We start from the raw sequence: 25,622 nt of genomic DNA, 5'->3' as shown, positions 1-25,622 counted from the left end.
ATGTTAGACCAAAAACAACAATCGAATACATTTGAAGAACGAGTTGAAACGATTAAACAAGGCGGCGCACCAAAATATCATGAACAAAACAAAGAAAAGGGAAAACTATTCGTTCGAGATCGTTTAGCGCTTTTATTTGATAATGGTGAATATGTAGAAGATGCATTATTTGCAAACTGTGAACAAACTGGATTACCTGCTGATGGTGTTATAACGGCAACGGGTAAAATACATGGTCGTACGGCATGCGTGATGGCAAATGATTCAACTGTAAAAGCTGGATCATGGGGCGCGCGTACAGTTGAAAAGATTTTACGTATTCAAGAAACGGCAGAAAAATTACGTGTTCCGTTATTTTATTTAGTTGACTCTGCTGGAGCACGTATTACTGATCAAGTTGAAATGTTCCCAGGGCGCCGTGGTGCAGGAAGAATTTTCTATAATCAAGTGAAATTATCAGGTAAAGTTCCGCAAGTATGCTTATTATTTGGACCTTCTGCAGCTGGTGGCGCATATATTCCAGCCTTTTGTGATGTTGTTATGATGGTGGAAGGAAATGCATCTATGTATTTAGGGTCTCCTCGTATGGCTGAGATGGTTATCGGCGAGAAGGTAACCTTAGAAGAAATGGGCGGAGCACGTATGCATTGCTCTGTATCAGGATGTGGAGATGTTTTATGTAAGACCGAAGAAGATGCGATTACACAAGCAAGACAATACATTTCATATTTTCCAAACAACTACTTAGAAAAGACTCCATTGGTTACACCTCAAGAACCGAAACAATTCGATAAAACGTTAGAACAAATCATTCCAGAAAATCAAAATGCTCCTTTCAATATGAAAGATCTCATTAATAGAGTTATTGATGAAGGTTCTTTCTATGAAGTGAAAAAACTATTTGCTCAAGAACTCATTACAGGTTTAGCACGTATTGATGGTAAGCCAGTTGGTATTATTGCAAATCAACCGCGTATGAAAGGCGGCGTATTATTCCACGATTCAGCTGATAAAGCAGCGAAATTTATTAATTTATGCGATGCATATCATATTCCATTATTATTCCTTGCAGATGTACCTGGATTTATGATTGGTACAAAAGTAGAGCGTGCTGGTATTATTCGCCACGGTGCAAAAATGATTTCTGCAATGAGTGAAGCAACTGTACCGAAAATTTCTATCGTTGTTCGTAAAGCATATGGTGCTGGTTTATATGCGATGGCAGGTCCAGCTTTTGAACCAGATTGCTGCCTAGCATTACCGACAGCTTCTATTGCGGTAATGGGTCCAGAAGCCGCGGTCAATGCTGTATATGCAAATAAGATTGCAGCTTTACCAGAAGAAGAGCGTGATAGCTTCATTGCTGAAAAGCGCGAAGAGTATAAGAAAGATATTGATATTTACCATTTAGCATCAGAGATGGTCATTGATGGTATTGTTCATCCAAACAATTTACGAGAAGAGTTAAAAGGACGATTCGAAATGTATATGAGTAAATATCAAGTATTTACGGATCGTAAACATCCAGTTTATCCAGTTTAAAAGCCCTATTTAGGGCTTTCTTGCTCAAAAGTCAAGGAGGGGAAAACATTGAAACAAGCAGTTTGGTTTCCAACAGAAGAGTATAAAGAAAAAACGCGTTTATATGGTTGGATGAAATCATTGGGCTATGAAGATTATGAAACGTTTTATAATAAATCTATTGAAGAAACAGCTTGGTTTTGGGGAGAAGCTGAGAAAGCGGTTGGCTATCAATGGATGAAACCTTATACAGAAGTGCTAGATTTAGAAAATGGTACGCCGTTTGCACAGTGGTATAATGGCGGAACATGTAACGTTGTAGAATCGGTTTTATCACGCTGGCTTGCAGATGATGAAACAAGAACGCAACCAGCACTTCAGTATGAAGGGGAAAATGGAACTTCAAAATCATTTACATATGAAGAACTTGACAGCTGGGTAAGTCGCGTTGCAAACGGTTTGAGACATGCGGGTATTGAAAAAGGTGACCGTGTAACAATTTATATGCCGATGATTCCAGAAACAGTTGTTGCGATGCTAGCTGTTATGAAAATCGGAGCAATTATTTCACCAATTTTCTCAGGATTTGCGTCTGATGCAGTCATGACTCGCGTGCAAGCGGCAGGATCAAAAATGATCATTACTGCAGATGGTTTTTCACGCCGCGGTAAAATTGTTTCATTAAAAGATGAAGTAGATAAAGCTTGTGAGCATTGTCCAACTGTTGAAAAAGTTGTTATCGTTCGTCATGCAGGAAATGATTTTACACCGCATCATTACGATTTCTCATGGAGTACGCTAGAAAAAGAAAAACCATTTACACATGCTGAAGAAATGCATAGTGATGATCCGTTAATGCTCATTTACACATCAGGTACAACTGGGAAACCGAAAGGAACAGTACATACACATGCTGGTTTCCCTTTGAAAGCTGCATTTGATGCAGGATTTGGAATGAATATCAAACAAGGTGACCGCGTATTATGGGTAACTGATATGGGATGGATGATGGGACCATTTCTACTATTCGGCTCTCTCATAAATGGAGCAACGATGGTCATGTACGAAGGTGTTCCTGACTTTCCAGAGGCAGATCGTTTATGGGAGACAGTTGATAAATATGAAATTACACATCTCGGTATATCACCAACTTTAATTCGTGCGTTAATGGCAAAAGGTGATGAGTATGTAAATAAACATTCGCTTAAGAGTTTAGAAGTATTCGCCTCAACAGGTGAACCTTGGAATCCAGATCCTTGGATGTGGCTATTTGAAACAGTTGGAAAAAGTAATGTACCAATTTGTAACTATTCAGGCGGTACTGAAATTTCTGGTGGAATTTTCGGAAACGTCCTTATTAAACCAATTGCACCGATTAGCTTTAACGCTTCTTTACCAGGAATGGCAGCGGTTGTGCTCGATGATCAAGGTAATCCAATTCGTGATGAAGTTGGAGAATTATGTTTAGAGAAACCTTGGGTTGGTATGACGAAAAGCTTCTGGGAAGACGATGAACGCTATGTGAACACATATTGGTCACGTTTTGAAAATAAATGGGTTCATGGTGACTGGGTGATTTATGATGGTGAGCAATATATTATTACAGGACGCTCAGATGATACGTTAAACATTGCTGGAAAACGTATTGGACCTGCAGAATATGAATCTATTCTTGTGAAGCATAATGATGTCATAGAAGCTGCCGCGATTGGTGTACCTGATGATGTAAAAGGTGAAGTTTGTCATTGTTTTGTAGTATTAAGGGACAATGTAACATTCACAGGAGAGTTAAAGAAAGAATTAATGAGTTTAGTAAACTCTCATATCGGAAAAGCATTGTGTCCAAAAGATATTCACGTTGTAGAAGATTTACCAAAAACACGTAATTCTAAAGTAATGCGACGCGTCATTAAAGCTGCTTACTTAGGAAAAGAATTAGGGGATTTATCATCACTTGTAAATCCTGAAATAGTTCCGGTTATTCAGGGGTTACAGTCTAGCAAACTATAAAATTACGAATGAGCTCTATGTAAATAGAGCTCATTTTTAATGTTTACAAAAAGATAAGAGAGAAAAAGTAAATTTGAAGTTAAAAAATCTACTATTAGTGTTAAGTATGTCTGTTTGTTTTTAGTTTTTATCAAAATAGGATACTGTTGCATATCTATCCAATGGAGTAATTGAATTTTGTTAAGAATGAAAATTTAGTGAAGAAAAAAGTAATGAATAAAAGGAGAAATCCCTGGGGGACAGGGATTCAATAAAGGAGATATCATTGTCGTTCAATGTCGAAATTTGGCGTATTCGACAAATTAATATTATCACGAATTTTCAGGAGATTGTGATAGTGGATGTGTCAAAAAAGTGTACGGTTTTCATATAAAAGTGTTAATTAAATAGGAAAAGGGAAAAGAATTAAGTTCACTCGTTCTTAAGATTTTTCCCTTTCAAATTTACTGCTTGTTCGTTGTTCTATATACATCTGAAATTGGTAAATCGTCGCCATGTAAAGCTTGAGTACTGTCCTTTTTGTTTGAATCATGTGCCTCCTGAGATGTTTCTTGCATTTGCTCTTGGGCTTTACTAGGAGTATTCAGCGCATCCGATGACACATAATCAAGTTGTTGACTTAATAGATTTTTTTTATCCATGTTATGTAGCTCCTTTTTGAATTTAGATATAAAAACGAAGTGTTTTTAAATAGTTACGTGGGTATTATGTTTCTTTGAATGGAATTATATACATAAACTATATTGAGAATTTAACTAATTATAAAAATCACTTGTGATGACAAGTTTAAGAAATATAAAGGTCATTAGTTCTTAATAAAAGCTTTATTTTAGTAGGGTGTTTCGAAATTTCATTTGAAAGGAACATCCCAATGATAAGATGAGCACTGTAAATCAGTGCTCATCTTATCAGAAATTGCTTAGTACTTAAAGATAAAACCATTACGGACAATTCACAATGGTAATAGTGACGCTAGCCATTGTTCCAGGAGAATCAAGAAGTGAAGCAGTAACGGTTACTGTTCCAGGCCCATTAGCAGCTAGAAATACAGCGGTAAAGTTACCTGAAGCATTTGTAATGACAGCAAGAGGAACCATGAAAGCAAGAGAAGGATTACTAAATGAAAAACTGACCACTACTCCTGGAGTAGGACTACCGTTTACTAATACTTGACCCGAAAAAAATAAAGTATTATTTCCTTGAGTGGATACACATGTCGTGGTTTCGTTAGAAGTCAAAGTAATAGATGCAGGCCCAGCAGGAAGATTAAATCCAGTTGGTCCAGTTGATCCAGTTGATCCAGTTGACCCAGTTGATCCAGTTGGTCCAGTTGGTCCAGTTGGTCCAGTTGGTCCAGTTGGTCCAATTGAACCAGTTGGTCCAGTTGGTCCAGTTGATCCAGTTGGTCCAGTTAGTCCAGTTGGTCCAGTTGATCCAGTTGGTCCAGTTGGTCCAGTTGGTCCGGTTGAACCCGTAGCTCCTGTAGAACCGGTGGGACCAGTAGGGAATTGAAAGGGTTGAACAGGTGGAAGTGTAGGTCCAATAGACCCCGGATTAAGTGCAGCAAAAGATAAAAACTCGTCCATTATTTATCACCTCTAAAAATCGTATTACTAATAGTAAATGTAATGATAAAGCAAAGTGAAATGGACAAGCGGTTGTATTTTAGTAAATTAAACAAAATTTTTATTTGATAGAAAGAGAGATTAGTATGATTCCTTTAGAAATTAAATATAAAAAGGCGAGTATTTTCAAATCGCCTTTTGGGTAATGCAGTGTAATTTTATTCAGTTATTTTAAAAATAGTTTCATTCGGTTTGGAAAATCCATACAGTTTCCTTGCGAATTTTAAAATTTCTTCTTCACTATCTGTTAAAGCTTTAACATCATTCTTAAGGGAATGACCATCCTTCTTTAAAGAAGATAATTTTTGTTGCTCCGTATTAAGCGTAATTTGTTTTTCTTTAATCATTTCTTGTTGGTTATTAAGAGAATATTGAAGGACAAAAATAATAGGTAATATTAAAGCCAAAATAGTTATAATACGGTGTCTTGTTTTTTTATTATTACCTTGTTGGGTGTTAGGGTTCACTTGCTGTGAGGGTATATTAGGATTTGATTGTTGTGATGATACATTTGGGATGTTTCCCATTAAAATGCCTCCATTACTGATTGTAGAATTTAAACCATTTAAAAGTATTATAAATGTTCAATAGGGATTTTAGAAGATATTTTAATATAGGTGAGTTTTGTAAAGTTTAAACAAAATTTTTATTTAAATAAAAGAAACCCCGATTGTCTATGGGGCTCTTGAAGATAATGGTTAAGTAATGAAGTACTCCACTAATTAAAGATATCATGAATTTTTTGGTGAAAATACTGGTGAATTCATCCGAATTAATGAGAGCCTCATTTGAAACAAAAATGCTATTTTAATAGGGAGGGGAATAATGATGATTCCATGGGACAAGCGAGTATACATTGTATCAAGGTGATCATTTTATTAAAGAGGGGACAATTTTAGAGGTTAGTGAAAAGGCGAATAAATCATTATATTGGCTTCGGTGCATGTTAGCTCCAAGCTATGAAAAAGTGTGTGGTAATAGTACAAAGCGACTTTGGTTGATTCGGATAGATGATGACGAAGAATGATGTGAAAATTTCATTTCGTAGAGAAATAAGGTGATTAAGGATGGGCATAGAATATGCCCTATTTGTATTAAAAAAGAGCAGAATTTCGCCTATATATAAAGATGTTGGAATTGTTCTAAAGGGGGGAATATCTGAAATATAAATAATTGAGGGGAGTGAATTAATAATGGAAACTAGTACTTTTTTAGGATTGTTTTGGGGATGGGTAACGGTTATTGTATCGGGAATACTTTTCGTACGTCCATCGGTACTACGTGAATTGAAAAAATTAGTGGTTGAAGACAGAGGATTTGGTATTATGTATGGTTTTCTATCGATTTTCCTAGGGTTAGGTAGTGTAATCCTACATAATGTATGGGTATTCAACTGGCAGGGGTTCCTAACGTTTATTGCATGGCTTGCATTATTAAAGGGAATCTACATAATTGCATATCCTGAACCTTCCAAGAAAACAGACTTTGAAGTAAGGGTACTATCTACACGTATAGTGCTCGCTATCATTGGCGCCTTGGCTTTATGGATGCTTATAGTAATCTATATAAAATAATCTTTTTCTAATAAGGAAGTTAATAAAATATGAGGAAATTCCATAATAATACTAATTTTAGAATGTTCCATTGCGAAATGGTCAGAAATTCTTGCTTACAAATCGTGCATTCCCTAATTTATATGCTCAAAAATTTATAGGAGCATTAGAATTTGCGAGTGTTCGGGATTTTGGTGTATGTGGTCTTTTAGTTAGACAAAATGGTGCGTACATTTTTAAAACTCATAGATGGCTGGTTGAATCTTGGCGAAGAGCAATAGATTAAATACGATTCTTTTATGTGAAGTTCGATAAAAAAGTACAGTAGATTCATCTATTGGAGGAAAACGTGGTGTTTCTAAAAGGAATAATTTACGTTTCTATGATTCACCAACTTGGTAGGATAAAGACGTTGCTGGTTCTGTTAATGTATGATTAGAGTTTGTTATTGATGCAAAAGTAAGTGTTAAAGGAACACTACAATACAAGGTGCACAATAGTAAAGGAAAAACATACTATATTACTGCAAACAAAGCCTATGTATATGTGAAGTAATAGGAAAAGCTGGTCCCTCTTAAAGGAGCCGGCTTATTAAAAGAAAAACAGGTTCGTTTGAGAAAGAGGTTGTCTAAATTTTAAATTCAGCAGAATTAAATCCAAGTCCACTCATTAAACAGGCCTTTAATTGTTAGAGGTCCGTTTTGTTATTAATAAAGAAAAGAATGTTATTGTCGTTGAAAGCACGTTTATACTAATAATGCTACATATTTGGAGTATATGAATTGAGTATTCATACAGTAGTATATTCGTTTTTAATATATAAAAAAAAGTTTAGTACAAGTGTTTGTTTTTTTGTTTCTATGCTTTTGTCTCGTACACTTTTAAGCTATTGGACATACTTTACTAATAGAAAGGATTAGGGGGTGAGGATTTGGGTTCTCGATTTAATAATTGTAGAAAAAAATGTACGTGTAAACATGATGATTGTTGGGATGTTTTTGAAGAGTGTAAAAAAGAAAAGCATGAGAAATGTGACAGCTCTTGTGTACAAGGAATTAGAGACGAACTTAAAAAATTAATTAATAAAACAGTGCGAATTAACACTGAAGGACGTACTTATATAGGTACTGTTTCTTCTGTAACTTGCGATGTTGTTAAGCTAGCTGCTATTCCTGGTTCAGTTGCAGCAATTATATCTCTTTGTAAAATTGAAGCAATTTTACCACCTGCTACAACTGTTGCTGATGAGTTTGATTTTAACGGTGTTGACGTAGCAAATAAAGAGTAATTATGCTTTATTGATGCTAAGCCATTCTTATGAATGGCTTTTTATTTTGTTTAAAAGGGAATATATTTTTCATATAGAAATAAATTTGAAGGTGTATAAAAGATTGTGTGAAAGGAGAATGAGAGTGATCAAGCTGAAACAATTTACAAGAACTGATTTCAAACAATTAATAAATTGGATTGATTCCGAAGAATTTTTAATACAATGGTCAGGAAATGCATTTGCATACCCTTTAAATGAACAGCAATTAGAAAAATATATAGAAAGCTCAAATACACTTGCATTCAAAGTAATAGATGAAGAGAATTCAGACGTTATTGGTCATATTTCACTCGGACAAATTGACAATATAAATAAATCTGCAAGGATTGGAAAAGTGTTAGTTGGTGATACGAAAATGCGAGGGCGTTCTATAGGGAAACATATGATGAAAGCAGTACTGCAAATTGCATTTGAAGAATTAAAACTACATAGAGTTACTCTAGGTGTTTATGATTTTAATACGTCAGCTATTTCATGTTATGAAAAAATAGGATTTGTAAAAGAAGGCTTACTAAGAGAGTCAAAAAAAGTGGGGGAAACATATTGGAATTTATGGGAAATGAGTATGTTAGAATATGAATGGAGCGCTAGAAAATAATTGTTTTCTATAATTATGTTATGTTAATTAAAAGGGGGGCGGGAAATTATGAATAACAAGAAGAAAATCATTACAATTGCAGCTGTTTCAGGAGGAGGTAAAACTACTGTTACAGAAAGATTAACTCACAAGTTAATAAATTCAAAAGCACTATATTTTGATAGCTATAACTTTGATAACTGTCCTGCAGATATTTGTAAATGGATTGATGATGGAGCAAATTATGATGAATGGGTACTCACACCATTAATTAAGGATATTCAGCATCTTATACGGGATAGTAATGTAGATTATATTATTGTAGATTATCCTTTTGCATACTTAAATAGTGAAATGCGACAATTTATTGATGTAACTATATTTATCGATACGCCTTTAGATATTGCGATGGCTAGAAGAATTTTGCGAGATTTTAAGGAAGATACAATGAGTGAAATACATAATGATTTAAAACATTATATAACATATGCTAGAAAAGCCTATTTGGAGGCACTTCATACCGTAAAGCCAAATTCAGATATTGTTTTGGATGGATCTTTATCTGTCGATGAAATAATTAATCAAATTGAAGAGGAACTTAATCAGAGAGAAGTGATCGTCAATGGTTAAATGTATAGAGGAATATGTACAAGTTGATGATTTTAAAATGTATTCAAAAGTATTCCAAGGAAAGCAGTTGCAACCTGTTATTATAATGGAAGCAGGTTATGGAGATTATTCCAAGGCATGGGAGCATATTGCTGAAGAGCTGACTGAATTTGGGACGGTAATTACATATGATCGAGCTGGATTAGGAAAAAGTGGGAAGAGTTCCAAGCAACGTATTAGTTCTGAAATGGTAAAAAATTTAAGAAGTTGCTTAGCGCAATTACAATTGAAACCACCTTATATTTTTGTAGGACATTCTTTTGGTGGTATAAATGCACGTTTATTTACGGCTTTTTATCCAGAAGATATGCTGGGAATTGTTTTGGTGGATTCGACACCAGAAAATTATAAAGAAGATTTTTTACCAATCATGTCCCCAGACTTTCAAGAAGCTTACTATAAACAATTTGTATATGAAAGTTCTTATGAAGAGTTTATGTTTAGTCTAGGCGAAGCAGATAAACATTGTCAGTCAACGAGAAATATTCCACTTGTCGTGTTAGCTGCTGGTAAAAAAGCTTTTTATTCGCAAGCTGCACAACTGAAGTGGTTACAGTTGCAAGAAGAATTATTACGATTATCAAGCAATAATAAATTTGTAATTGCAGAACAAAGCGGTCACTATATTCAAAAAGATGAGCCACATTATGTAATAGATGCTGTTAGGTGGATAATTGGAGTAGGGGAGAGATAAATATGTACACTTTATTTCGATACAATTGGCAGGTAAGAGATGATTGGTTTAAGTGGTGTGAGCAACTTTCAGAGGAAGAATTACTCAGCAAACGTGTTGGTGGTGTTGGGAGTATTTTAGAAACATTGTTTCATATTGTAGATGTTGAATATAGCTGGATTAGTGCGCTTCAAGGAAAAGAAGATAATGCACCGCAGTTTAAAGAGTATCAATCAATCCAGAAAGTGAAAGCGTTATCTGATTTATATAAACGAGAATTAGAAGATTTTTTACAAGTATGGTCAGCTAACTTAGAAGGTAAAATATTAAAAGCTTCGTGGACAGATAAAACATATACATATGGTGAGGTTTTAAGGCACGTAATTGTACATGAAATTCACCATATCGGTCAACTATCTATATGGGCGAGGGAGTTAAATCTTCAACCTATTTCAGCGAATTTAATTGGAAGAGGACTATAGACTTAGAAACCGGCTTGCACTGTAAAGGCAAGCCGGTTTTTATATATAAGAAGATTTCTTAGTTGAAATCCTCGGATTTTTTCTGACGTATATGTAAAAACATTAAAATTGTAATAATGAAGAAAATCAACAATGTTTGTATGATCAAATTTTTAAACTGAAGCAAAACTGTCCAAGATGTAACAGCATCTTTAAAAGATTGGAGTGCAGAGTACGAAGAAGGATCAAAACCGTACTGTAGTAATTTTTTTGTTTCAATAAAAGTACTGTTTTCATCATCGGCGACTAATATTACTGAAATAAGTCTAGTATCTCCTCGTTTTGCTGTACTGACAAAACTATAATTACCATTAGTTGAAAAACTAGTTTGTAAGCCGTCAACACCTTGGAGTTTAATGTTTTTATTAAGGGAATATATCATTTTATTGGTATTGAAAACTTTGGAATCTTTGAAGGTAAATTGGTAAGAGGTTAGTTTCGTAATATTCAATACATCTGGAAAGTCTTTTACTAATTGTGTTGCTAGTCTAGCTACGTCTATCGTTGTTGTAGTTGATTGTTTATTCGTATCGTTATTCATTCCAGTAGCATTTAGAAACGGGGAAGGTTGTGATAACTTTAGTTGTTTTGCTTTTTCATTCATTAAAAGCGTAAAGTTATCTTCGTTTCCAGCAATGTGTTCTGCAAGGGCAAGTGCGGAACGATTATTCCCTGTCAAAAACAAAGCATGAAGTAAATCACGAACCGTCGTTTTATCTTTCGAAGTTACTTTTATAGGACTCGTTTCTGCTCGGAAAACTTCGTTACTTATTTTTACTAATTCATCTAACTGTATTTTTCCTTCGTTCAGTTGTTCCAGTGCGATATACTCTGTCATTAATTTAGATAAGGTAGCTGATTGTATAGGAGTTTCTTCATTTTTTTTATAAACAACTTCACCTGAATTAGCATCTATTAAAATAGCTGATTTAGCTTGAATAATTGGACCATTTACATAAAGGTAAAAATATAAAACGATTAGTGCTGTAATAACAAAAGATAATAATAAAATTGTGAACTTTTTCAAGAATTGCATAAGTGATCCTCCTACTATGACATCAATAATATTATTGTAAAAAAGAATGCTTAATTAGGAAGAAAGAAAAGGTAAAGAATTTCTAAAGAATTATAAAGGATTATTAAATTTTGGATGTTAATGGAAAATAAAAGGTCCAATTTCTTATTTGGTAAGAAATTGGACTTAAAATTAAGCTGTATTAACATTTATATGGTTGTAGTTTTACAGTGAAAGTTGTTTTTTTATCATCACTATATACTTCGATTGTTCCTTTATGCAATTCGACAATACTTTTTGCAATTGCCAATCCGAGTCCAGATCCACCAGTGTTTGTAGAGCGTGATTTTTCAACGCGATAAAAACGTTCAAAAATATGAGGTAAATCTGTACTAGGAATAGGTTGGCCGTAATTTGTTATATCTATAGTAATCATATTATTGCTTTCATAGGCAGCAAGGTCGATATATCCACCGTCGTTTCCATAAGCGATGGCATTTATAATAAGATTTTCAAACACACGTACTAATTTGTCTCCATCAGCTAATACCATGAGTTTTTGAGATGGGAAAGAAGGTCGACATTCTATATTTGCTTCTTGAACTTGTATGCGGAATTGAACAGTTAATTGTCCAAGTAACTCTACAATATCAATGGGGACAGAATATAAACTTAACTCTTTATTTTGAACACGTGTATATTCAAACAAGTCATTCATTAATGCATTAAGACGGGTTACTTTATCGTAAATGACTTGTATATAATGACGTAATTCCACTTCATCTCTATAATTATCATGGTGGATTAAATTCACGTATCCAACTATAGAGGTAAGAGGGGTACGTAAATCATGTGATACATTTGTAATAAGTTCACTTTTTGCTTGTTCTGCCTGTCTTTCTTCATCAATTGAGACTTTCAATTGTTCAATAATTTGATTAACCCCGGTCGCTAGCTCTTCCAGATAATTATGATTTACGATAGAAACCTTATGATTGAAGTTTCCATTTGCAATATAACGAATCTCTTCTATCATTTTTTTAATACAAGTTTCATAGTAAAGCTTTCTTTCGTGACGATAAAAAATGTATAGGTAGGATGAGAAAATAGAAAATAAAAATAAATAAGAGACAATCATCAACCATAGAGATTCCTTTATTCCTTTATATTTTTCATACCCAAAAATTCTAATGAACTCTTTTCCAAGTTCGCTTAACGTAAGTGAACTTTCAATTACACTTGTAACAAGACGATATATAATTAATTCAGTAATAGGGGTAAGTGTGATAGCTAACAAGAACCAAAAAATCATCTTCCATTTTGGGATATCTTTTAATATATCAAATGCTTCATTTCTCAATTTTATAGCCTACTCCCCAAACAGTATGAATAAACTTCTCTCCATTCATTACTGTTTCAAGTTTATCTCGTAAATTACTAATGTGGACCATTACAGTTTTATTTGAACCATAACCATCTTCATTCCAAACGCGTTCAAAAATTTCTTCGGAGCTAAATACTCTTCCAGTATTACTCGCAAGTAAATATAAAATATCAAATTCAATAGATGTAAGTTTAATATATTCTCCATTTACTTTAACGGTATGATTATGTTTGTGTATTTCAGCAGAACGAATGCGAATCATACCATCTTCATTCTTTTGGGTAGTAGCATTTTGGAAAGATGATCTTCGTAGCAAAGCTTTCACTCTAGCTACTAATTCTAATGGATTAAATGGTTTAATCATATAATCATCCGCACCTGTCATAAGACCTAATATTTTATCCATATCTTCTGCTTTTGCACTCAGCATAAGAATAGGTACAGTATTATTCTCACGAACTTCCTGGCAAACTTCTAATCCATTTCGTTTTGGCATCATAATATCCAAAACCATAAGGTCAACTTCATACGTAGAAATCATTTGCAATGCCTCATCGCCATCGTATGCCTTATAAATGTTATAGCCTTCATTTCGCAAATAAACAGCAAGTAACTCAACAATTTCTTTATCATCATCAATAATTAATATGTTTTTATTCATTATGTAGTTCCTTTCCTTACAAATCATTAACATTACTATAATATCAAACATTTATGTATTTTGTAGCAATGATTCTCCATAAAATTTCATGTAACGTATAAAAAGGGGATTAAAACATTCGTAACGAATACAAATGAAAGGGATATTTAAATACTGCGTTATATTGAAAGTTATATATCCTTGGCTAGAAGAAGCATTTTGGCAGTTAAAAGAAATTTCTTATCCAGATGTATTTCTCATAAATGCAACAAAAGATATTATCATGTTTATGTATGATGATAGAGGATGTGAAGTAATTGCGAAGAATAAAGAAACAATACGAAACTTATATGAGAAATATAAAAAATGGATTCTAGATTATGAACGAGAAAGTATAGATAACTTATTTAAATGACAACAATGGGGGAAGTGAAGCGTGTAATGAAACGTATTGCAATCGTAGCCGCATGGGAACCTGAACTTACGTATTTGCATCAATATTATCCAAGCGAACGCATTGAAAAAAGAGCAGCTTGGGAATTTCATTTTCATTATATAAATAATCTGGAAATTATCTCGGTTATAACTGGAGTTGGCAAAGTAAGCTGCGCTAGTTGTGTACAATTATTAATTAGTGAGTTTCAGCCAGATGAGTTGTTTATGACAGGGATATGCGGAAGTTTATCAAATAAGGTGAAAAATGGTCATATTGTAGTAGCTCTTAATGCAATACAACACGATGTTACTGCTGCTGGTTCGGGGGAAGATGTTTTTAATTTATACAATGGTAGAACAGCGCCTATTGAAACAACAAAGTCAATTGTAAGAAGAATAAAAAAGATACGATCTTATGATCCGATTCATTTTGGTACATTTTTATCTGGAGATCAACGTATCCGTAGTTCTGAAATGAGATATTTACTCCATACTGTATATGGAGCATTAGCGGTTGATCAAGAAGTAGCAGCTTTCGCTTATGTGTGCCAAATCAATAAAAAACCTTTTCTATGTTTAAAAGCTGCTTCAGATCAAGCAAATGATAAAACGAAAGAGGAACAAAAAATCTTTAAAATGTTAGCTTGTGAACGAGCGTGCGAGCATTTAATTGCTTTTTTACGAGTGTATGAGATTAATGTAGTAAATAATAGATAGTAAGAGGGGTTAATATTGGAAAGTACAAATAAAATAGCTATTCTGGGTGCAAACGGAAAAGCCGGGAAATTCCTTGTAAAGCAAGCGTTAGAAAAGGGATATCAAGTAAAAATATTAACAAGAAATTCTAATAATATGACGATAACTAATGAAAATGTAGAGATTATTGATGGGGATGCACGTGATTTTTCTTCAATACGCAAATTACTTAAAGGGTGTCGAGCTGTAATTAATGCGGTAGGTCAACCCAAAAATGAATCTTATATTTTTAGCACAGTATCAAAGCATATTTTAGAAGCAATGAAAGAATTTGAAATAAAACGATATATTTTAATTTCTGGAGGGTCTTTAGATGTTACGGGAGATCAGAAGAGAATTATAAATAAAATAGGAGCTACCTTGTTTAAAGTGTTTTTATCAAAGATGATGCAAGATAAATATAAAGAATTGCAAGCTATTCAAGATAGTGATGTAGATTGGACAATTGTTAGACTACCATTTGTTATGGAAGGGAAGAGCATTGGAAATATAAAAGAGAGTTTAGTAGATATGCCAGGAATCAAGATTCAAAATAGTGATATTGCAGCGTTTGTTATAAAACAAATTAATAGTGAGAGATATGTAGGCAAGTGCCCGTTTATTTCAAATTAAATGGTATATTTAAAAGTTAAAGAATGATGGGTAGATTGGCACTAGTACATTTTATGTATTTGAATGCTAAGTTTAACACGAGTAAGTGGGGGATAATTTTATATGATTCATTACAAAAAATGCAGTGAAGTAAGTATAGATTTAGTATATGAAGCTTTTAAAGATGGGTTTTCAGATTACATCATAAAAATGGAAGTTTCAAAAGAAGATTTTATAAAAAGGTTTTTTGGGCCAGAAGGGAATTCACTAAAACATTCCTTTCTTGCCTTAGACGGTAACAAATCTGTAGGGGTAATACTGGGTGGGATAAAAGATTATGAAAACATAAAAACAATGCGCTGTGGAACATTAGCGGTTCATCCGAATTACCGCGGTATTGGTGTGAGCCAAAAGTTATTTGAACTGCATAAAGAAGAGGCGCTTCAAAATGATTGTAAGCAACTTTTTCTGGAAGTTATTGTAGGTAATGACCGTGCGATTCATTTCTATACCAAGTTAGGCTATGAAAAAGTGTACGATCTATCTTATTATAATTTAAAAGATTTGACTAAAATAATACCTAAAGACTGTAAGGGAATTGAAGTAAAACAATTAGAATTTCCAGCTTTTAAACTTGAAGTTCAGAAATGGTTACACTTCCATATAAATTGGCAAAATGATATGGATTATATCGAAAAAACAAATAATACATTTTATGGCGCATATGTCGATAATGAATTAAAAGGTTCTATTTGTATGAATGAACAAGGTAAAATTAGTTTTATTTTCGTAGACAAAGACTATAGAAATCGTAGTATTGGATCAAAATTATTACAAGTTGCAAGAGATGAGTTGAATGTGGCAAGTTTATCAATTGGGTTTCCAAACAACAATTTACTAGAAGGATTTTTAAAGAAAACTGGATTTGAAAAGAATTCTTTAGCACAATATGAAATGTATGTATTACTATAAAAGCGGAGGGATTTAATCTTTCGCTTTTTATTTTTGTACTATATTGATATTTTACTTTGTATAATATTCTTTTTTTTTGTAAAATAGATAGGATGGAGGGGATGAAATGAATAATGTATTAAAGTTTAAGATTTTTGAATTGCATTGTTTTGTTCAAAAGACTTATTCTGATATTAAAATAGCATGTAATATTGCTATATATCAAGAAAACACTTCTAAATATTTAATTTCATTAGGATTTTTAAATAAATCATATATGACTTATATAGAAGCAAAAAGATTTTATCGAGAAAATGAAGAACTTGTAAGTGTAGAATTTGATAATTTCTTTGATACATATGATAAATTAGAGCAGGAATTAAAAAAAGTTATTTCAACTGAAGATAAAAATCCTTCATTGCTACATAGTAGATTTGATCAGTTTCAGCAGAAAGTTGAAAATATAAATGACCTAATAAAAGTATTGCAAAATGCTCGTTAATGAATGCTTTTTCCTTTTTATATAGAAATTATGCATTGAAAATATATTAGGGATATTACATATTGAAGAGATGACTTTTGTTGATTACAGAAGTCATCTTTTTATGATAGGAATAAATTGTATAAATTTTAGCAGTTTCATATTTTAGGAAATTATACGAGGGAAATAACATGAAAAATAAAAAAGAAATAGCTATAGTCGCATTAACAACAGGAGTAGCTTTAACAAGCGTAACACCATATGGAGTAGGTTATGCAGAGGAAATGGGCAAAATGCAAGTTGATATTCAAGAGGATTCGTTCCGTACAGGTGAACTTACACAACCATCACAAAAGACGCCAGAGAATGTAGTGAAAGATGCCCTTAAGGAAAAGACGGAGCATGCTTTGTCTCCAAAACAAGTTAGTGGAGATAAAGGGGTAGATTACAAGGTTCTTCAAAAACGTGGTTCATATGATGGAACTACACTTGTGCGTATGCAACAAATATATGAAGGAAAAGAAGTATATGGACACCAATTGACTGCTCATGTAGATAAAAAGGGTATTATTAAAAGTGTTTCAGGAGACAGCGCACAAAATTTAGCAAAAGAAGATTTAAAGAATCCTATTAATTTATCAAAAGAAGAAGCAAAACAATATATTTATACGAAGTACGGGAAAGATATTACATTTATTTCTGAGCCAGAAGTTAAGGAAGTTATTTTTGTCGATGAAAATAATGGGCAGGCTAGCAATGCATATCAAGTTACATTTGCTGCTGCAACACCAAACTATGTATCTGGAACTTATTTAGTGAATGCTCAAAATGGTGATATGTTGAAAAACATGGTACAAGAATCAGATTTAAAAGTAAGTGAAGAGCATGTTGAATCCTTAAAGGAAACTAAAAAAAGTAATTTCATATCATTAACTGGAACAGGAATAGATGATGTAGGTATAACTCGCACATTTGGTATTTCAGAACAGAGTAACGGAAAATATGCGCTTGCTGATTACACACGAGGGCAAGGAATTGAGACCTACGATGTAAATTATAGAGATATTACTTTTGAAGGAAGGTATTATCCTGGTATATTAGCAACTAGCACTTCAACAACATTTAATGATCCAAAGGCGGTAAGTGCCCATTTCATAGCAACAAAGGTATATGATTTTTATAAAGACAAATATAAGCGTAATAGTTTTGATAATAAGGGAAAAAAAGTAGTATCAGTTGTACATGCATGGGATTCCGGAGAAACAGATGATCCTAAAAATTGGGGGAATGCATTTAGTGCTAATATTAACAATGTTAGTATGCTTATATACGGTGATCCAATGGTAAAAGCGTTTGACATAGCGGGCCATGAATTTACACATGCTATTACATCTAGCGAATCTAATCTTGAATTTTCCGGAGAATCTGGAGCAATTAACGAGGCATTATCTGATATTATGGGAACGGCTATTGAGAAATATATAAATAATGGGGAATTTAATTGGACAATAGGAGAACAAAGTGGATCAGTTCTCCGTAATATGACAAATCCATCTGCAGTCAAATTTTTTGATGGAGTACCGTATCCAGATGATTATAGTAAATACAGTGATTTAAATGGAGAGGATAATGAGGGTGTTCATTTCAACTCAAGTATTATTAATAAAGTCGCGTATTTAATTGCAAAAGGTGGCACACATAACGGTGTAACTGTAAATGGTATTGGTGAAGATAAAATGTTTGATATTTTCTATTATGCAAATACTGATGAATTGAACATGACTTCTAATTTCTCTGAATTAAGATTAGCGTGTCTTAAAGTTGCATCAAACAAATATGGAGCGAACTCAATTGAGGTTGAAGCAGTCCAAAAAGCTTTTGATGCAGCAAAAATTAAAGGGACAGTGAAAGAAAACGAAAAAACTGAAGCAAACCAAGTCCCTGACTTAACTGTACCGCTTACAAGTACACTACGTGTAGGTGATACGTTTGACCCGATGAGAAATGTAAAAGCTATTGATAAAGAAGATGGTGATTTAACAAATAGAGTAGAACATAAAGGTGATGTAGATACTTCTAAACCAGGCAAATACATTGTGGATTACTCTGTCGTTGATTCTCAAGGAGGGAATGCAACGGCAACACAGACTGTAATTGTAGAGGGAAATGGAGAAACATCAGATCTAAATCCTACATTAACATTGCCTGCTGCAGCGACAATTCATGTAGGAGATTCATTCGATCCAATGGAAAAAGTAAAAGCTATTGATAAAGAAGACGGCGATCTTACTTCTAAAGTAAAAGTTGATGGTGAAGTAGATACCTCTAAAGCCGGTACTTACGTATTAACATACACAGTTGCAGATTCTAAAGGTCATGAAGTAACTGCGAAACAAACTATAACGGTCAAAGTTAGAGAAGAAGTAAAAAATGAAAGACCGATGCTAAAAGTACCTGCTACAAGTACAATTACTGAGGGGGATCAATTTGATCCAATGGTAGGAGTGTTAGCTACTGATAAAGAGGACGGTGACATTACTTCTAAAGTAGAGCATGAAGGAACTGTAGATGCATCTAAATCTGGTACTTTTGAAATAATATATAGTGTTAGAGATTCCGCGGGTAACGAGGTAAATAAAATACAAAAAATATATGTGAAAGATAAAGACAATAGAAAAGCAGATAGCCTTGCTAATAACAGTAATATCCCGAACAACAGTAATTCTGATAAAAAAGAATCTACATATAAAGAGCTTCCCAATACGGGGGCCAGTACAACTAACAGTACAGCAATGGGCGTATGGATGGTTATTGTAGGTACAGTACTCACTTTGGTTCGTAAATTTAGAAAGATACAAAAATAATAGTAGGGATTATTCATTTGAAAAAAAGAGTTCATTACCTAAAAGAAATAAAGTAGAAAGTAAGTAAAACGAAATAAGGAAGTCTGCCTTATATGTAAATTATGTTATGGATACCAAAGAGAGAATATCACTAACCGAAAAAATAGTTTGGATTTTTTCACAAAATAATTATTAGATAAATTTTTTGTTTAATAAGATTTTAGTAGTTAGTGGTGCTATGGGCTTCTATAAAACTTTGCGCTTGGATGCTATACTGTCTACAGAACTACATTACATATAAAACACGCTACTATTCTCATTAAAATAAAAGAATAGTAACGTGTTTTTTTGATTTAAAAATAGCCTAAAGCCAAAAGGTCATGAATCTGGGAGTAACTCTAATCTTTCATTGATAAGTTACTAAAAACACTTTGTTTTAATGAAAGATTCATTCTAAATGACAATATGAGATTTTCGGTATTTACCAGGTGTTTCGTTGGTGAATTTCTTAAAAATTTTAGTAAAATAGCTTTGATCACTAAAATTCAGCGAAGCACATATGTCTGATAAGGGATAGGTTGTAAATATTAATAATTTTTTTGCTTCTTCGATTCGTTCACGTTGAATGTACTCAATTAATGAAATACCGACTTCTTTTTTGAATAAAATAGATAAATAATCTGAATTCACGTTTGCAAGTTTAGCAAGTTGTTTAACAGATATTTGATTGTAAATATTTTTAAAAATGTAGTTTTTGCAAATAGCGATAGTCTTTGAATGTTGCTGTACTTTTTGTGCTTTTACACGGTCCGCAAAAGTACAGAAAACATTTCTTAATAAATCCCAAACAGATTCTGTGTCTTTTAAATCCTCTGTCTTTTGGATGTGTAGATCGTAAATCTTGTAAGCAATCTCGGAAGGAAGTCCTCCTTTTATAGCATATCTAGTAGCAAGTGTGATGGATGAAATACAAATGTTTTTATGACGTCTTAATTGATGGAATGAAGATAAGGATGAAAAAGTTTCTTGTTGGAATTCGTAATAATATTTGAGTGCGCTTTCTTTATCCCCGTTTTCTATAGCTCCAAGTAGTTGTTGCTCTATATACAAATTATGACAAATAGATTCGTCTTTTTGTATTGGAAAATATACATCTTCGTTTAAAATTCTACTAGGACTTATACAAAGTGAGTCACTGTTATTTGAAAAGGTACTTACATCTAAATTTTTTTTATAATTAGAAATAAAATTCAGATTACTATCCGTTTTACTTGTAGAAAAATTTACATGTGCCAAGGGCCCAATAATAACAGTACCATTCACCATATAATGGCTCTTTATGTGAATTAAAATGAAGTGCCCTAGATGTTGGTGAGTTCTGAAAATGGGGGAATTATATGTATCATTTTTCTGAAAAAGCACATGTAACTGTTCTATGTTTGATGCATACAACGAATGTGAATCATTTTTTGATGTAAACTCTATAAGAATATTTTTGTTACAATCTAAAAAATAAACTGGGATTTCAAAAGATTGGAAAAACATATTGCAAATGTACTCTATCTCAACTAGACTGAGATTTTTAGTCATATTCTTCCTCCTTACAGTTGTGCGTAATAGTTGAATGCTTACATATTCCTTTTTTCATAAGTAGAAACGGAAAAATTATATCTATAAAAAATATAAAAAATTATAAACTTCTAAGAATAATACCATAATTTAACATGGTTAGCACATATTATTTGAATATACAGGTAATAGTTTTAGGGAGTAACGTAAAATATGTATCGTCACACTTATTTACTGGTTATTGCTATATGTATGAAAAAATGATGAAGATTGCATTTTAAATAGTGATAGGAAGGGAGGAATTAATGAAAATTAGCGATGGAAGTTAATATGTAACGATTTTTGAAGTAGAGATATAAGTGTAATTCAGGGGAGAAAACTACATATATCATACGGAGAGACAACGTAATAATAGAAAATAAGAAGAGTGAAAAAGTGATTGTAAACAACGGATTGTTGGACGACTATGTTTTATGTTACTCGTTTAAATCTGATACTTGGCACACTATTGCTTTTAAGAGGGTAATAGTAATAAAGAGATTTTTAAAATGATAGAAGTAGTAAAGGGGATAAGAGAAATGAAAAAAATATTTAGTGTGCTTTTAGTGCTTTTCTTAACATTTTCTACATGGTCTAGTGTATTAGTAAAGGCAACTTCACCATCCAAAGGTACTTTAACGATTCATAAGTATGAACAAGAAAAAGATGGAGCACCAGGGCTAGAAGGTGATGGCTCTGCAAATCAAGAGGTGCCAACAAATGCGAAGCCGTTAAAAGGTGTAACGTTTGAAGTGAAAAGGGTTGCGTCGTTTGAAAAAATTTCAAACGATGGGAAAATCGTAAAAGAAGATGTGAAACCTGTAATGGGAGCGACCCCAACTCAAGTAGTAACAGATGATAACGGACAAGCTGTATTAAAAGATCTTCCGCTAGGACGTTATGAAGTGAAAGAAGTGGCTGGACCTCCGCATGTTAACCTAAATCCAAATACGTATACAGTGGATATTCCATTAACGAATAAAGAGGGTAAGGTGCTAAACTATGATGTTCATATGTATCCAAAAAATGAGATTAAACGTGGTGCAGTTGATTTAGTAAAGACTGGTGCAAATGAAAAAGCGTTAGCAGGCGCAGTATTCTCTTTATTTAAAAAAGATGGTACGGAAGTGAAAAAAGAGTTAGCAACAGATGGTAATGGGCATATTCGCGTGCAAGGATTAGAGTATGGGGAATACTATTTCCAAGAGACAAAAGCGCCGAAAGGGTATGTAATAGATCCGACTAAACGAGAGTTTTTTATAAAGACCTCCGGAACTATTAACGAAGATGGAACAATTACTTCTGGTACAGTAGTTAAAGTAGAAGTGAAAAACTATGAAGAACCAACTATTAATAAAAAGATTAACGGAAATTTGGAAGCGCTACCAATAAATCCTTTAACTAATTACAATTATGATATCAAAACATTAATACCAGAAGACATTAAAGAATACAAAAAATATGTGGTAACAGATACTTTGGACAATCGTTTAATGATTCAAGGAAAGCCGATTGTGAAGATTGATGGAGCGGAAGTAAATACAAGTATTGTAGAGGTAGCTGTAGAAGGTCAAAAAGTAACAGCTACAGTAAAAGATTTCACAAAATTAGATGGTAAAAAAGAATTTCATTTACAAATTAAATCACAAGTAAAAGAAGGAGTAGCTTCTGGTTCCGAAATTTTAAATACAGCAAAAATTGATTTTATAAATAAAAATGATGTAATTGGAGAAAAGGAATCTAAACCTGTAGTTGTTGTTCCGACAACTGGAATTATCGAGTTAACTAAAATTGATGGTGCTGATAAGAAGAAATTAAAAGGTGCAGAGTTTGTACTTAAAGATAAAAATGGGAAAATAGTTGTTGTAGCAGGAAAAGAAGTCACAGGTGTATCAGATGAAAATGGTGTCATTAAATGGACTAACATTCCGTATGGAGACTATCAAATTTTTGAAACGAAAGCACCAACTTATACAAAAGAAGATGGTACTACAGCTTCTTATCAATTATTAAAAGACCCCATTGATGTAAAGATTAGCGAAAATAATCAAACGGTTAAATTAACGATAGAAAATAATAAAAGTGGATGGATGCTTCCAGTAACGGGTGGTATAGGAACGACTCTTTTCACTGTACTAGGCCTTGCGTTAATGGTTACAGCGGCATTTGTTTTCTTTAGAAAAAAGTTTGCTAATAATTAAGATTTTAGGAATATGTAACGATGTGATGTGAAAAGGGGAGAAGCAAAATGCTTCCCTCTTTTCAATATTTTAGTATATACAGAGGTGGAAATATGAAACGAAATCTTGTTTTAGGAGGTATTTTTTTATTTGGATTAGGTATTTTTTTATATCCTACTATTAGTAATTGGTTGGCGACTCGTGCACATTATTCTGAGATTAGCTCTTACGATAAGAAGATTAAATCACTACAAAAGAAAGAAGTAGAACGTAGGGAAAAAGAAGCAGCCGAATATAATAAACAAGTTCAAACTTCCACGAAAACATTTGCAGATCCATTTTCTGAAGAAAAAAGTAATCATCAATCGTATGCCGATGCGTTAAATTTAGGTGATGTAATGGGGTATATTGAAATATCGAAAATTAATATAAAACTACCAATCTATCAAGGGACCACTGAGGAAGTATTGAGTCGCGGGGTAGGTCATTTAGATTATTCTTCGCTCCCGGTAGGTGGAGAAAATACGCACACTATTTTAACAGGGCATCGTGGTTTACCATCAGCAAAATTATTTACAGATTTAGATAAGTTGAGTGAGGGAGACCGTTTTTATGTTCACTCTTTAGACAAAGTTCTTGCTTATAAAGTAGATCAAATTAAAGTAGTTTTACCACACGAAACGGACGATCTACAAATTGTAGAAAATAAAGATTATACAACATTAATTACGTGCACGCCTTATGGAGTAAACACCAATAGATTGCTAGTTCGGGGTGAGCGTGTAGAGTTCAACCAGGAAGAAAAACAAGGAATGAGTACAGAGGTATCTATGTTTAATAAGTGGACGGTAATAGTTCCAATCCTATTGTTATGTACGCTTCTAGTCGTAATTTATAAGAAAAAAATAATTAGATAGAATGTATCTATCCCGGATTAATGAATAGTGTATCCAAAAACTTAGGGAACAGCAAAGTACATATGTAGGGAAGGATCACTAATAAAAGTGCACTTTATTCGACTATAGAAAAAATACGGTAAAGGTGGGAACAAAGGAATTGAGGCTACGATTAAAACTGGTAAGTATTCATTTTATGGTTTTGTTAATGTTATGTATAAGTTTTGTTGTCTATGTACCAAAAGCAGTGTATGGATCCACGATAAACTTAGAAGGTCTAGGTGATATATCGCGTTATAATGCTGTTGTCTTTGGTAACCATAAAGCAGTAGGTGGCGATATTGAAGGAGCAATTGCAGTTCAAGGTGATATGGATGCATCAGGTTATACGATTGTAGGTGCAGCAGCAGGAACATCTAATATAGTTGGGGAAAAATGGGGTGATGAGGGATATCCATCCTTGTTATTGTCTGGAAAATTTAAAAAATCAAGAGAGGAATCTTTTATCATTCAAAACGGAATAGTCGTAATGACAAAAGAGAGTGATCCAGATCGTATTATACAATCTTCGTATGATCGTATCGTTTATAAAGAAAAACTAGAAATTGACGCGAAATTTAATGAATTTCGCAACATAGTCAACCAAGTTAGTAAAAATGCAGGTCAATATAAAACGAATACCCCAATTCCAAATATGAGTTATGGTATTGGAAAAGATATAAACAATCCTAATATTTATGTTTCATCAGAATTGACAGGGAAAATCAATTTAGATATAAGAGATGTATTTTTACCCAATGCTAAAGGAAAAGATTTTATCGTTATGTATTCGGATGCAATAGAGGTTACATTTAAAAATGGGTCCATTCTATATGACACGAACAATATTGGTAGGGCTACGGATATAATTCCTACATCTCAACCCTATTCTCCTAATTCACCGTTTACTGAGCTATACGGGAAAATGATTTGGGTTTTTCCAAATGCGAAAAAGATCACAACAGAGGGATATGGTGTTGTTGGGAGTGTGTTTGCTCCAAATGCTGTTTTAGAAACAAAAGGCGGCTCAATTAATGGACAAGCATTTGTCAGTACGGTACAACAAACTGGTGGATTTGAATTTCACAATTTCAAATTTAACTGGCAACATTGGAACAAGCCTAGTACAGGAAAAATAAAAATAAAAAAAGTTGATAGTAATAATGATAATAAAAAATTGCTTGGAGCGAAGTTTCATATTGAAGATTCAAGTAAAAAAGTAGTTGGTGAGTTAGTAACAGACGAAAAAGGAGAAGCGACATCAAAAGATTTACCAATAGGTAACTATAATCTAGTGGAAATAGAAGCGCCAAACGGTTACGAA

General features: G+C 33.2%; 26 protein-coding genes and 3 pseudogenes. 22 read left to right on the top strand and 7 right to left on the bottom strand.

Features of this window, described 5'->3' with window-relative positions; all coding sequences use genetic code 11:
* Together ACXY7N_RS00145 and ACXY7N_RS00140 are read left to right on the top strand one after the other, a co-directional pair.
* Nucleotides 1-1,542, top strand: coding sequence for an acyl-CoA carboxylase subunit beta (locus ACXY7N_RS00145; RefSeq protein ID WP_016134526.1), 1,542 nt, complete (start codon nucleotides 1-3; stop codon nucleotides 1,540-1,542).
* A 48-nt stretch (nucleotides 1,543-1,590) separates the two neighbouring features.
* Nucleotides 1,591-3,531 carry an AMP-binding protein gene (locus tag ACXY7N_RS00140; protein ID WP_353811313.1) on the top strand — a complete coding sequence of 647 codons (1,941 nt, stop codon included), beginning with the start codon at nucleotides 1,591-1,593 and terminating at the stop codon, nucleotides 3,529-3,531.
* A 443-nt stretch (nucleotides 3,532-3,974) separates the two neighbouring features.
* Here ACXY7N_RS00140 and ACXY7N_RS00135 read toward each other — a convergent pair whose 3' ends face one another.
* On the bottom strand, nucleotides 3,975-4,172 hold the full coding sequence (locus tag ACXY7N_RS00135) for a hypothetical protein (RefSeq protein ID WP_000358738.1): 198 nt from the start codon (nucleotides 4,170-4,172) through the stop codon (nucleotides 3,975-3,977).
* A gap of 316 nt (nucleotides 4,173-4,488) precedes the next feature.
* Here ACXY7N_RS00135 and ACXY7N_RS00130 point away from each other — a divergent pair, with 316 nt between their 5' ends.
* Together ACXY7N_RS00130 and ACXY7N_RS00125 are read left to right on the top strand one after the other, a co-directional pair.
* Nucleotides 4,489-4,704 (top strand): hypothetical protein, encoded by a 216-nt coding sequence (locus ACXY7N_RS00130; protein ID WP_000237380.1) that lies wholly within the window; start codon nucleotides 4,489-4,491, stop codon nucleotides 4,702-4,704.
* A gap of 45 nt (nucleotides 4,705-4,749) precedes the next feature.
* Complete coding sequence (locus tag ACXY7N_RS00125; protein WP_488592220.1) at nucleotides 4,750-5,043, top strand: hypothetical protein; 294 nt, start codon at nucleotides 4,750-4,752, stop codon at nucleotides 5,041-5,043.
* A 17-nt stretch (nucleotides 5,044-5,060) separates the two neighbouring features.
* Here the strand turns inward: ACXY7N_RS00125 and ACXY7N_RS00120 are convergent.
* Nucleotides 5,061-5,117 (bottom strand): annotated as a pseudogene (locus ACXY7N_RS00120) (exosporium leader peptide-containing protein); the annotation flags it as partial.
* A 197-nt stretch (nucleotides 5,118-5,314) separates the two neighbouring features.
* Nucleotides 5,315-5,683: an FtsB family cell division protein gene (locus ACXY7N_RS00115; protein ID WP_016087800.1), complete on the bottom strand. Its 369-nt coding sequence runs from the start codon at nucleotides 5,681-5,683 to the stop codon at nucleotides 5,315-5,317.
* Between the two features lie 329 nt (nucleotides 5,684-6,012).
* Here ACXY7N_RS00115 and ACXY7N_RS00110 point away from each other — a divergent pair, with 329 nt between their 5' ends.
* From ACXY7N_RS00110 to ACXY7N_RS00070, 9 genes and pseudogenes are all read left to right on the top strand, one after another.
* Complete coding sequence (locus tag ACXY7N_RS00110; protein ID WP_016087799.1) at nucleotides 6,013-6,183, top strand: hypothetical protein; 171 nt, start codon at nucleotides 6,013-6,015, stop codon at nucleotides 6,181-6,183.
* 166 nt (nucleotides 6,184-6,349) lie between these two features.
* Nucleotides 6,350-6,730: a hypothetical protein gene (locus tag ACXY7N_RS00105; RefSeq protein WP_000450249.1), complete on the top strand. Its 381-nt coding sequence runs from the start codon at nucleotides 6,350-6,352 to the stop codon at nucleotides 6,728-6,730.
* A 57-nt stretch (nucleotides 6,731-6,787) separates the two neighbouring features.
* Nucleotides 6,788-6,965 (top strand): annotated as a pseudogene (locus ACXY7N_RS00100) (terminase large subunit); the annotation flags it as partial.
* Nucleotides 6,958-7,264, top strand: a pseudogene (locus ACXY7N_RS00095) (N-acetylmuramoyl-L-alanine amidase); the annotation flags it as partial. The pseudogenes ACXY7N_RS00100 and ACXY7N_RS00095, both read left to right, overlap by 8 nt.
* 376 nt (nucleotides 7,265-7,640) lie before the next feature.
* Entirely contained in the window at nucleotides 7,641-7,997 is a 357-nt protein-coding gene (locus tag ACXY7N_RS00090; RefSeq protein WP_367888499.1) for a hypothetical protein, read from the top strand.
* 118 nt (nucleotides 7,998-8,115) lie between these two features.
* Nucleotides 8,116-8,637, top strand: coding sequence for a GNAT family N-acetyltransferase (locus ACXY7N_RS00085; RefSeq protein WP_367888498.1), 522 nt, complete (start codon nucleotides 8,116-8,118; stop codon nucleotides 8,635-8,637).
* 48 nt (nucleotides 8,638-8,685) lie between these two features.
* Complete coding sequence (locus tag ACXY7N_RS00080; protein WP_016087794.1) at nucleotides 8,686-9,246, top strand: nucleoside/nucleotide kinase family protein; 561 nt, start codon at nucleotides 8,686-8,688, stop codon at nucleotides 9,244-9,246.
* Nucleotides 9,239-9,979, top strand: coding sequence for an alpha/beta fold hydrolase (locus ACXY7N_RS00075; protein ID WP_367888497.1), 741 nt, complete (start codon nucleotides 9,239-9,241; stop codon nucleotides 9,977-9,979). The genes ACXY7N_RS00080 and ACXY7N_RS00075 overlap by 8 nt, the downstream gene beginning before the upstream one ends.
* A 2-nt stretch (nucleotides 9,980-9,981) precedes the next feature.
* Entirely contained in the window at nucleotides 9,982-10,440 is a 459-nt protein-coding gene (locus ACXY7N_RS00070; protein WP_016087792.1) for a DinB family protein, read from the top strand.
* A 58-nt stretch (nucleotides 10,441-10,498) separates the two neighbouring features.
* On the opposite strand, the gene ACXY7N_RS00065 is transcribed toward ACXY7N_RS00070, so the two are convergent.
* From ACXY7N_RS00065 to ACXY7N_RS00055, 3 genes are all read right to left on the bottom strand, one after another.
* Complete coding sequence (locus tag ACXY7N_RS00065; RefSeq protein ID WP_016134533.1) at nucleotides 10,499-11,515, bottom strand: D-alanyl-D-alanine carboxypeptidase family protein; 1,017 nt, start codon at nucleotides 11,513-11,515, stop codon at nucleotides 10,499-10,501.
* Nucleotides 11,516-11,696: 181 nt separating this feature from the next.
* Nucleotides 11,697-12,854, bottom strand: a complete 1,158-nt coding sequence (locus ACXY7N_RS00060; RefSeq protein ID WP_016087790.1) for a sensor histidine kinase — start codon at nucleotides 12,852-12,854, stop codon at nucleotides 11,697-11,699.
* Nucleotides 12,844-13,539, bottom strand: coding sequence for a response regulator transcription factor (locus ACXY7N_RS00055; protein ID WP_016087789.1), 696 nt, complete (start codon nucleotides 13,537-13,539; stop codon nucleotides 12,844-12,846). The genes ACXY7N_RS00060 and ACXY7N_RS00055 overlap by 11 nt, the downstream gene beginning before the upstream one ends.
* Before the next feature lie 133 nt (nucleotides 13,540-13,672).
* On the opposite strand from ACXY7N_RS00055, the gene ACXY7N_RS00050 reads away from it, so the two are divergent.
* From ACXY7N_RS00050 to ACXY7N_RS00025, 6 genes are all read left to right on the top strand, one after another.
* Nucleotides 13,673-13,933 (top strand): DUF3885 domain-containing protein, encoded by a 261-nt coding sequence (locus ACXY7N_RS00050; protein ID WP_016087788.1) that lies wholly within the window; start codon nucleotides 13,673-13,675, stop codon nucleotides 13,931-13,933.
* A complete protein-coding gene (locus ACXY7N_RS00045) occupies nucleotides 13,930-14,670 on the top strand; it encodes a phosphorylase family protein (protein ID WP_016134535.1) in 741 nt (246 codons plus the stop codon). Before ACXY7N_RS00050 ends, ACXY7N_RS00045 begins: the two co-directional genes overlap by 4 nt.
* A gap of 15 nt (nucleotides 14,671-14,685) precedes the next feature.
* Nucleotides 14,686-15,321: an SDR family oxidoreductase gene (locus tag ACXY7N_RS00040; protein ID WP_016134536.1), complete on the top strand. Its 636-nt coding sequence runs from the start codon at nucleotides 14,686-14,688 to the stop codon at nucleotides 15,319-15,321.
* A gap of 102 nt (nucleotides 15,322-15,423) precedes the next feature.
* The gene (locus ACXY7N_RS00035) at nucleotides 15,424-16,272 is read left to right on the top strand and encodes a GNAT family N-acetyltransferase (protein ID WP_016134537.1); all 849 of its coding nucleotides are present in this window, start codon (nucleotides 15,424-15,426) and stop codon (nucleotides 16,270-16,272) included.
* Nucleotides 16,273-16,378: 106 nt separating this feature from the next.
* Entirely contained in the window at nucleotides 16,379-16,753 is a 375-nt protein-coding gene (locus tag ACXY7N_RS00030) for a hypothetical protein (protein WP_488592219.1), read from the top strand.
* 170 nt (nucleotides 16,754-16,923) lie between these two features.
* A complete protein-coding gene (locus tag ACXY7N_RS00025; RefSeq protein ID WP_488592218.1) occupies nucleotides 16,924-19,596 on the top strand; it encodes a M4 family metallopeptidase in 2,673 nt (890 codons plus the stop codon).
* A gap of 432 nt (nucleotides 19,597-20,028) precedes the next feature.
* Here ACXY7N_RS00025 and ACXY7N_RS00020 read toward each other — a convergent pair whose 3' ends face one another.
* Nucleotides 20,029-21,165, bottom strand: a complete 1,137-nt coding sequence (locus ACXY7N_RS00020; protein WP_016134540.1) for an AraC family transcriptional regulator — start codon at nucleotides 21,163-21,165, stop codon at nucleotides 20,029-20,031.
* A 557-nt stretch (nucleotides 21,166-21,722) separates the two neighbouring features.
* Here ACXY7N_RS00020 and ACXY7N_RS00015 point away from each other — a divergent pair.
* From ACXY7N_RS00015 to ACXY7N_RS00005, 3 genes are all read left to right on the top strand, one after another.
* Complete coding sequence (locus ACXY7N_RS00015; RefSeq protein ID WP_082181477.1) at nucleotides 21,723-23,384, top strand: SpaA isopeptide-forming pilin-related protein; 1,662 nt, start codon at nucleotides 21,723-21,725, stop codon at nucleotides 23,382-23,384.
* 92 nt (nucleotides 23,385-23,476) lie between these two features.
* Entirely contained in the window at nucleotides 23,477-24,280 is an 804-nt protein-coding gene (locus ACXY7N_RS00010; RefSeq protein WP_082181476.1) for a class C sortase, read from the top strand.
* A gap of 139 nt (nucleotides 24,281-24,419) precedes the next feature.
* On the top strand, nucleotides 24,420-25,622 hold a 1,203-nt coding region (locus tag ACXY7N_RS00005; protein WP_488592217.1), incomplete at its 3' end, for a collagen-binding domain-containing protein.

The organism is Bacillus sp. 5w2, assembly GCF_054353775.1.
The sequence above is the reverse complement of the archived record's forward strand: the minus strand, read 5'-3'. Positions and strand labels throughout refer to the sequence as shown.

What these genes read in the sequence shown, in the direction of transcription:
- ACXY7N_RS00055 (WP_016087789.1), bottom strand. Translation starts at nt 13,539, where the DNA reads ATGAATAAAAACATATTAATTATTGATGATGATAAAGAAATTGTTGAG.
- ACXY7N_RS00045 (WP_016134535.1), top strand. Translation starts at nt 13,930, where the DNA reads ATGACAACAATGGGGGAAGTGAAGCGTGTAATGAAACGTATTGCAATC.
- ACXY7N_RS00065 (WP_016134533.1), bottom strand. Translation starts at nt 11,515, where the DNA reads ATGCAATTCTTGAAAAAGTTCACAATTTTATTATTATCTTTTGTTATT.
- ACXY7N_RS00030 (WP_488592219.1), top strand. Translation starts at nt 16,379, where the DNA reads ATGAATAATGTATTAAAGTTTAAGATTTTTGAATTGCATTGTTTTGTT.
- ACXY7N_RS00010 (WP_082181476.1), top strand. Translation starts at nt 23,477, where the DNA reads ATGAAACGAAATCTTGTTTTAGGAGGTATTTTTTTATTTGGATTAGGT.
- ACXY7N_RS00105 (WP_000450249.1), top strand. Translation starts at nt 6,350, where the DNA reads ATGGAAACTAGTACTTTTTTAGGATTGTTTTGGGGATGGGTAACGGTT.
- ACXY7N_RS00115 (WP_016087800.1), bottom strand. Translation starts at nt 5,683, where the DNA reads ATGGGAAACATCCCAAATGTATCATCACAACAATCAAATCCTAATATA.
- ACXY7N_RS00080 (WP_016087794.1), top strand. Translation starts at nt 8,686, where the DNA reads ATGAATAACAAGAAGAAAATCATTACAATTGCAGCTGTTTCAGGAGGA.
- ACXY7N_RS00020 (WP_016134540.1), bottom strand. Translation starts at nt 21,165, where the DNA reads ATGACTAAAAATCTCAGTCTAGTTGAGATAGAGTACATTTGCAATATG.
- ACXY7N_RS00075 (WP_367888497.1), top strand. Translation starts at nt 9,239, where the DNA reads ATGGTTAAATGTATAGAGGAATATGTACAAGTTGATGATTTTAAAATG.
- ACXY7N_RS00130 (WP_000237380.1), top strand. Translation starts at nt 4,489, where the DNA reads ATGGTAATAGTGACGCTAGCCATTGTTCCAGGAGAATCAAGAAGTGAA.
- ACXY7N_RS00015 (WP_082181477.1), top strand. Translation starts at nt 21,723, where the DNA reads ATGAAAAAAATATTTAGTGTGCTTTTAGTGCTTTTCTTAACATTTTCT.
- ACXY7N_RS00135 (WP_000358738.1), bottom strand. Translation starts at nt 4,172, where the DNA reads ATGGATAAAAAAAATCTATTAAGTCAACAACTTGATTATGTGTCATCG.
- ACXY7N_RS00145 (WP_016134526.1), top strand. Translation starts at nt 1, where the DNA reads ATGTTAGACCAAAAACAACAATCGAATACATTTGAAGAACGAGTTGAA.
- ACXY7N_RS00025 (WP_488592218.1), top strand. Translation starts at nt 16,924, where the DNA reads ATGAAAAATAAAAAAGAAATAGCTATAGTCGCATTAACAACAGGAGTA.
- ACXY7N_RS00070 (WP_016087792.1), top strand. Translation starts at nt 9,982, where the DNA reads ATGTACACTTTATTTCGATACAATTGGCAGGTAAGAGATGATTGGTTT.
- ACXY7N_RS00085 (WP_367888498.1), top strand. Translation starts at nt 8,116, where the DNA reads ATGAGAGTGATCAAGCTGAAACAATTTACAAGAACTGATTTCAAACAA.
- ACXY7N_RS00035 (WP_016134537.1), top strand. Translation starts at nt 15,424, where the DNA reads ATGATTCATTACAAAAAATGCAGTGAAGTAAGTATAGATTTAGTATAT.
- ACXY7N_RS00050 (WP_016087788.1), top strand. Translation starts at nt 13,673, where the DNA reads ATGAAAGGGATATTTAAATACTGCGTTATATTGAAAGTTATATATCCT.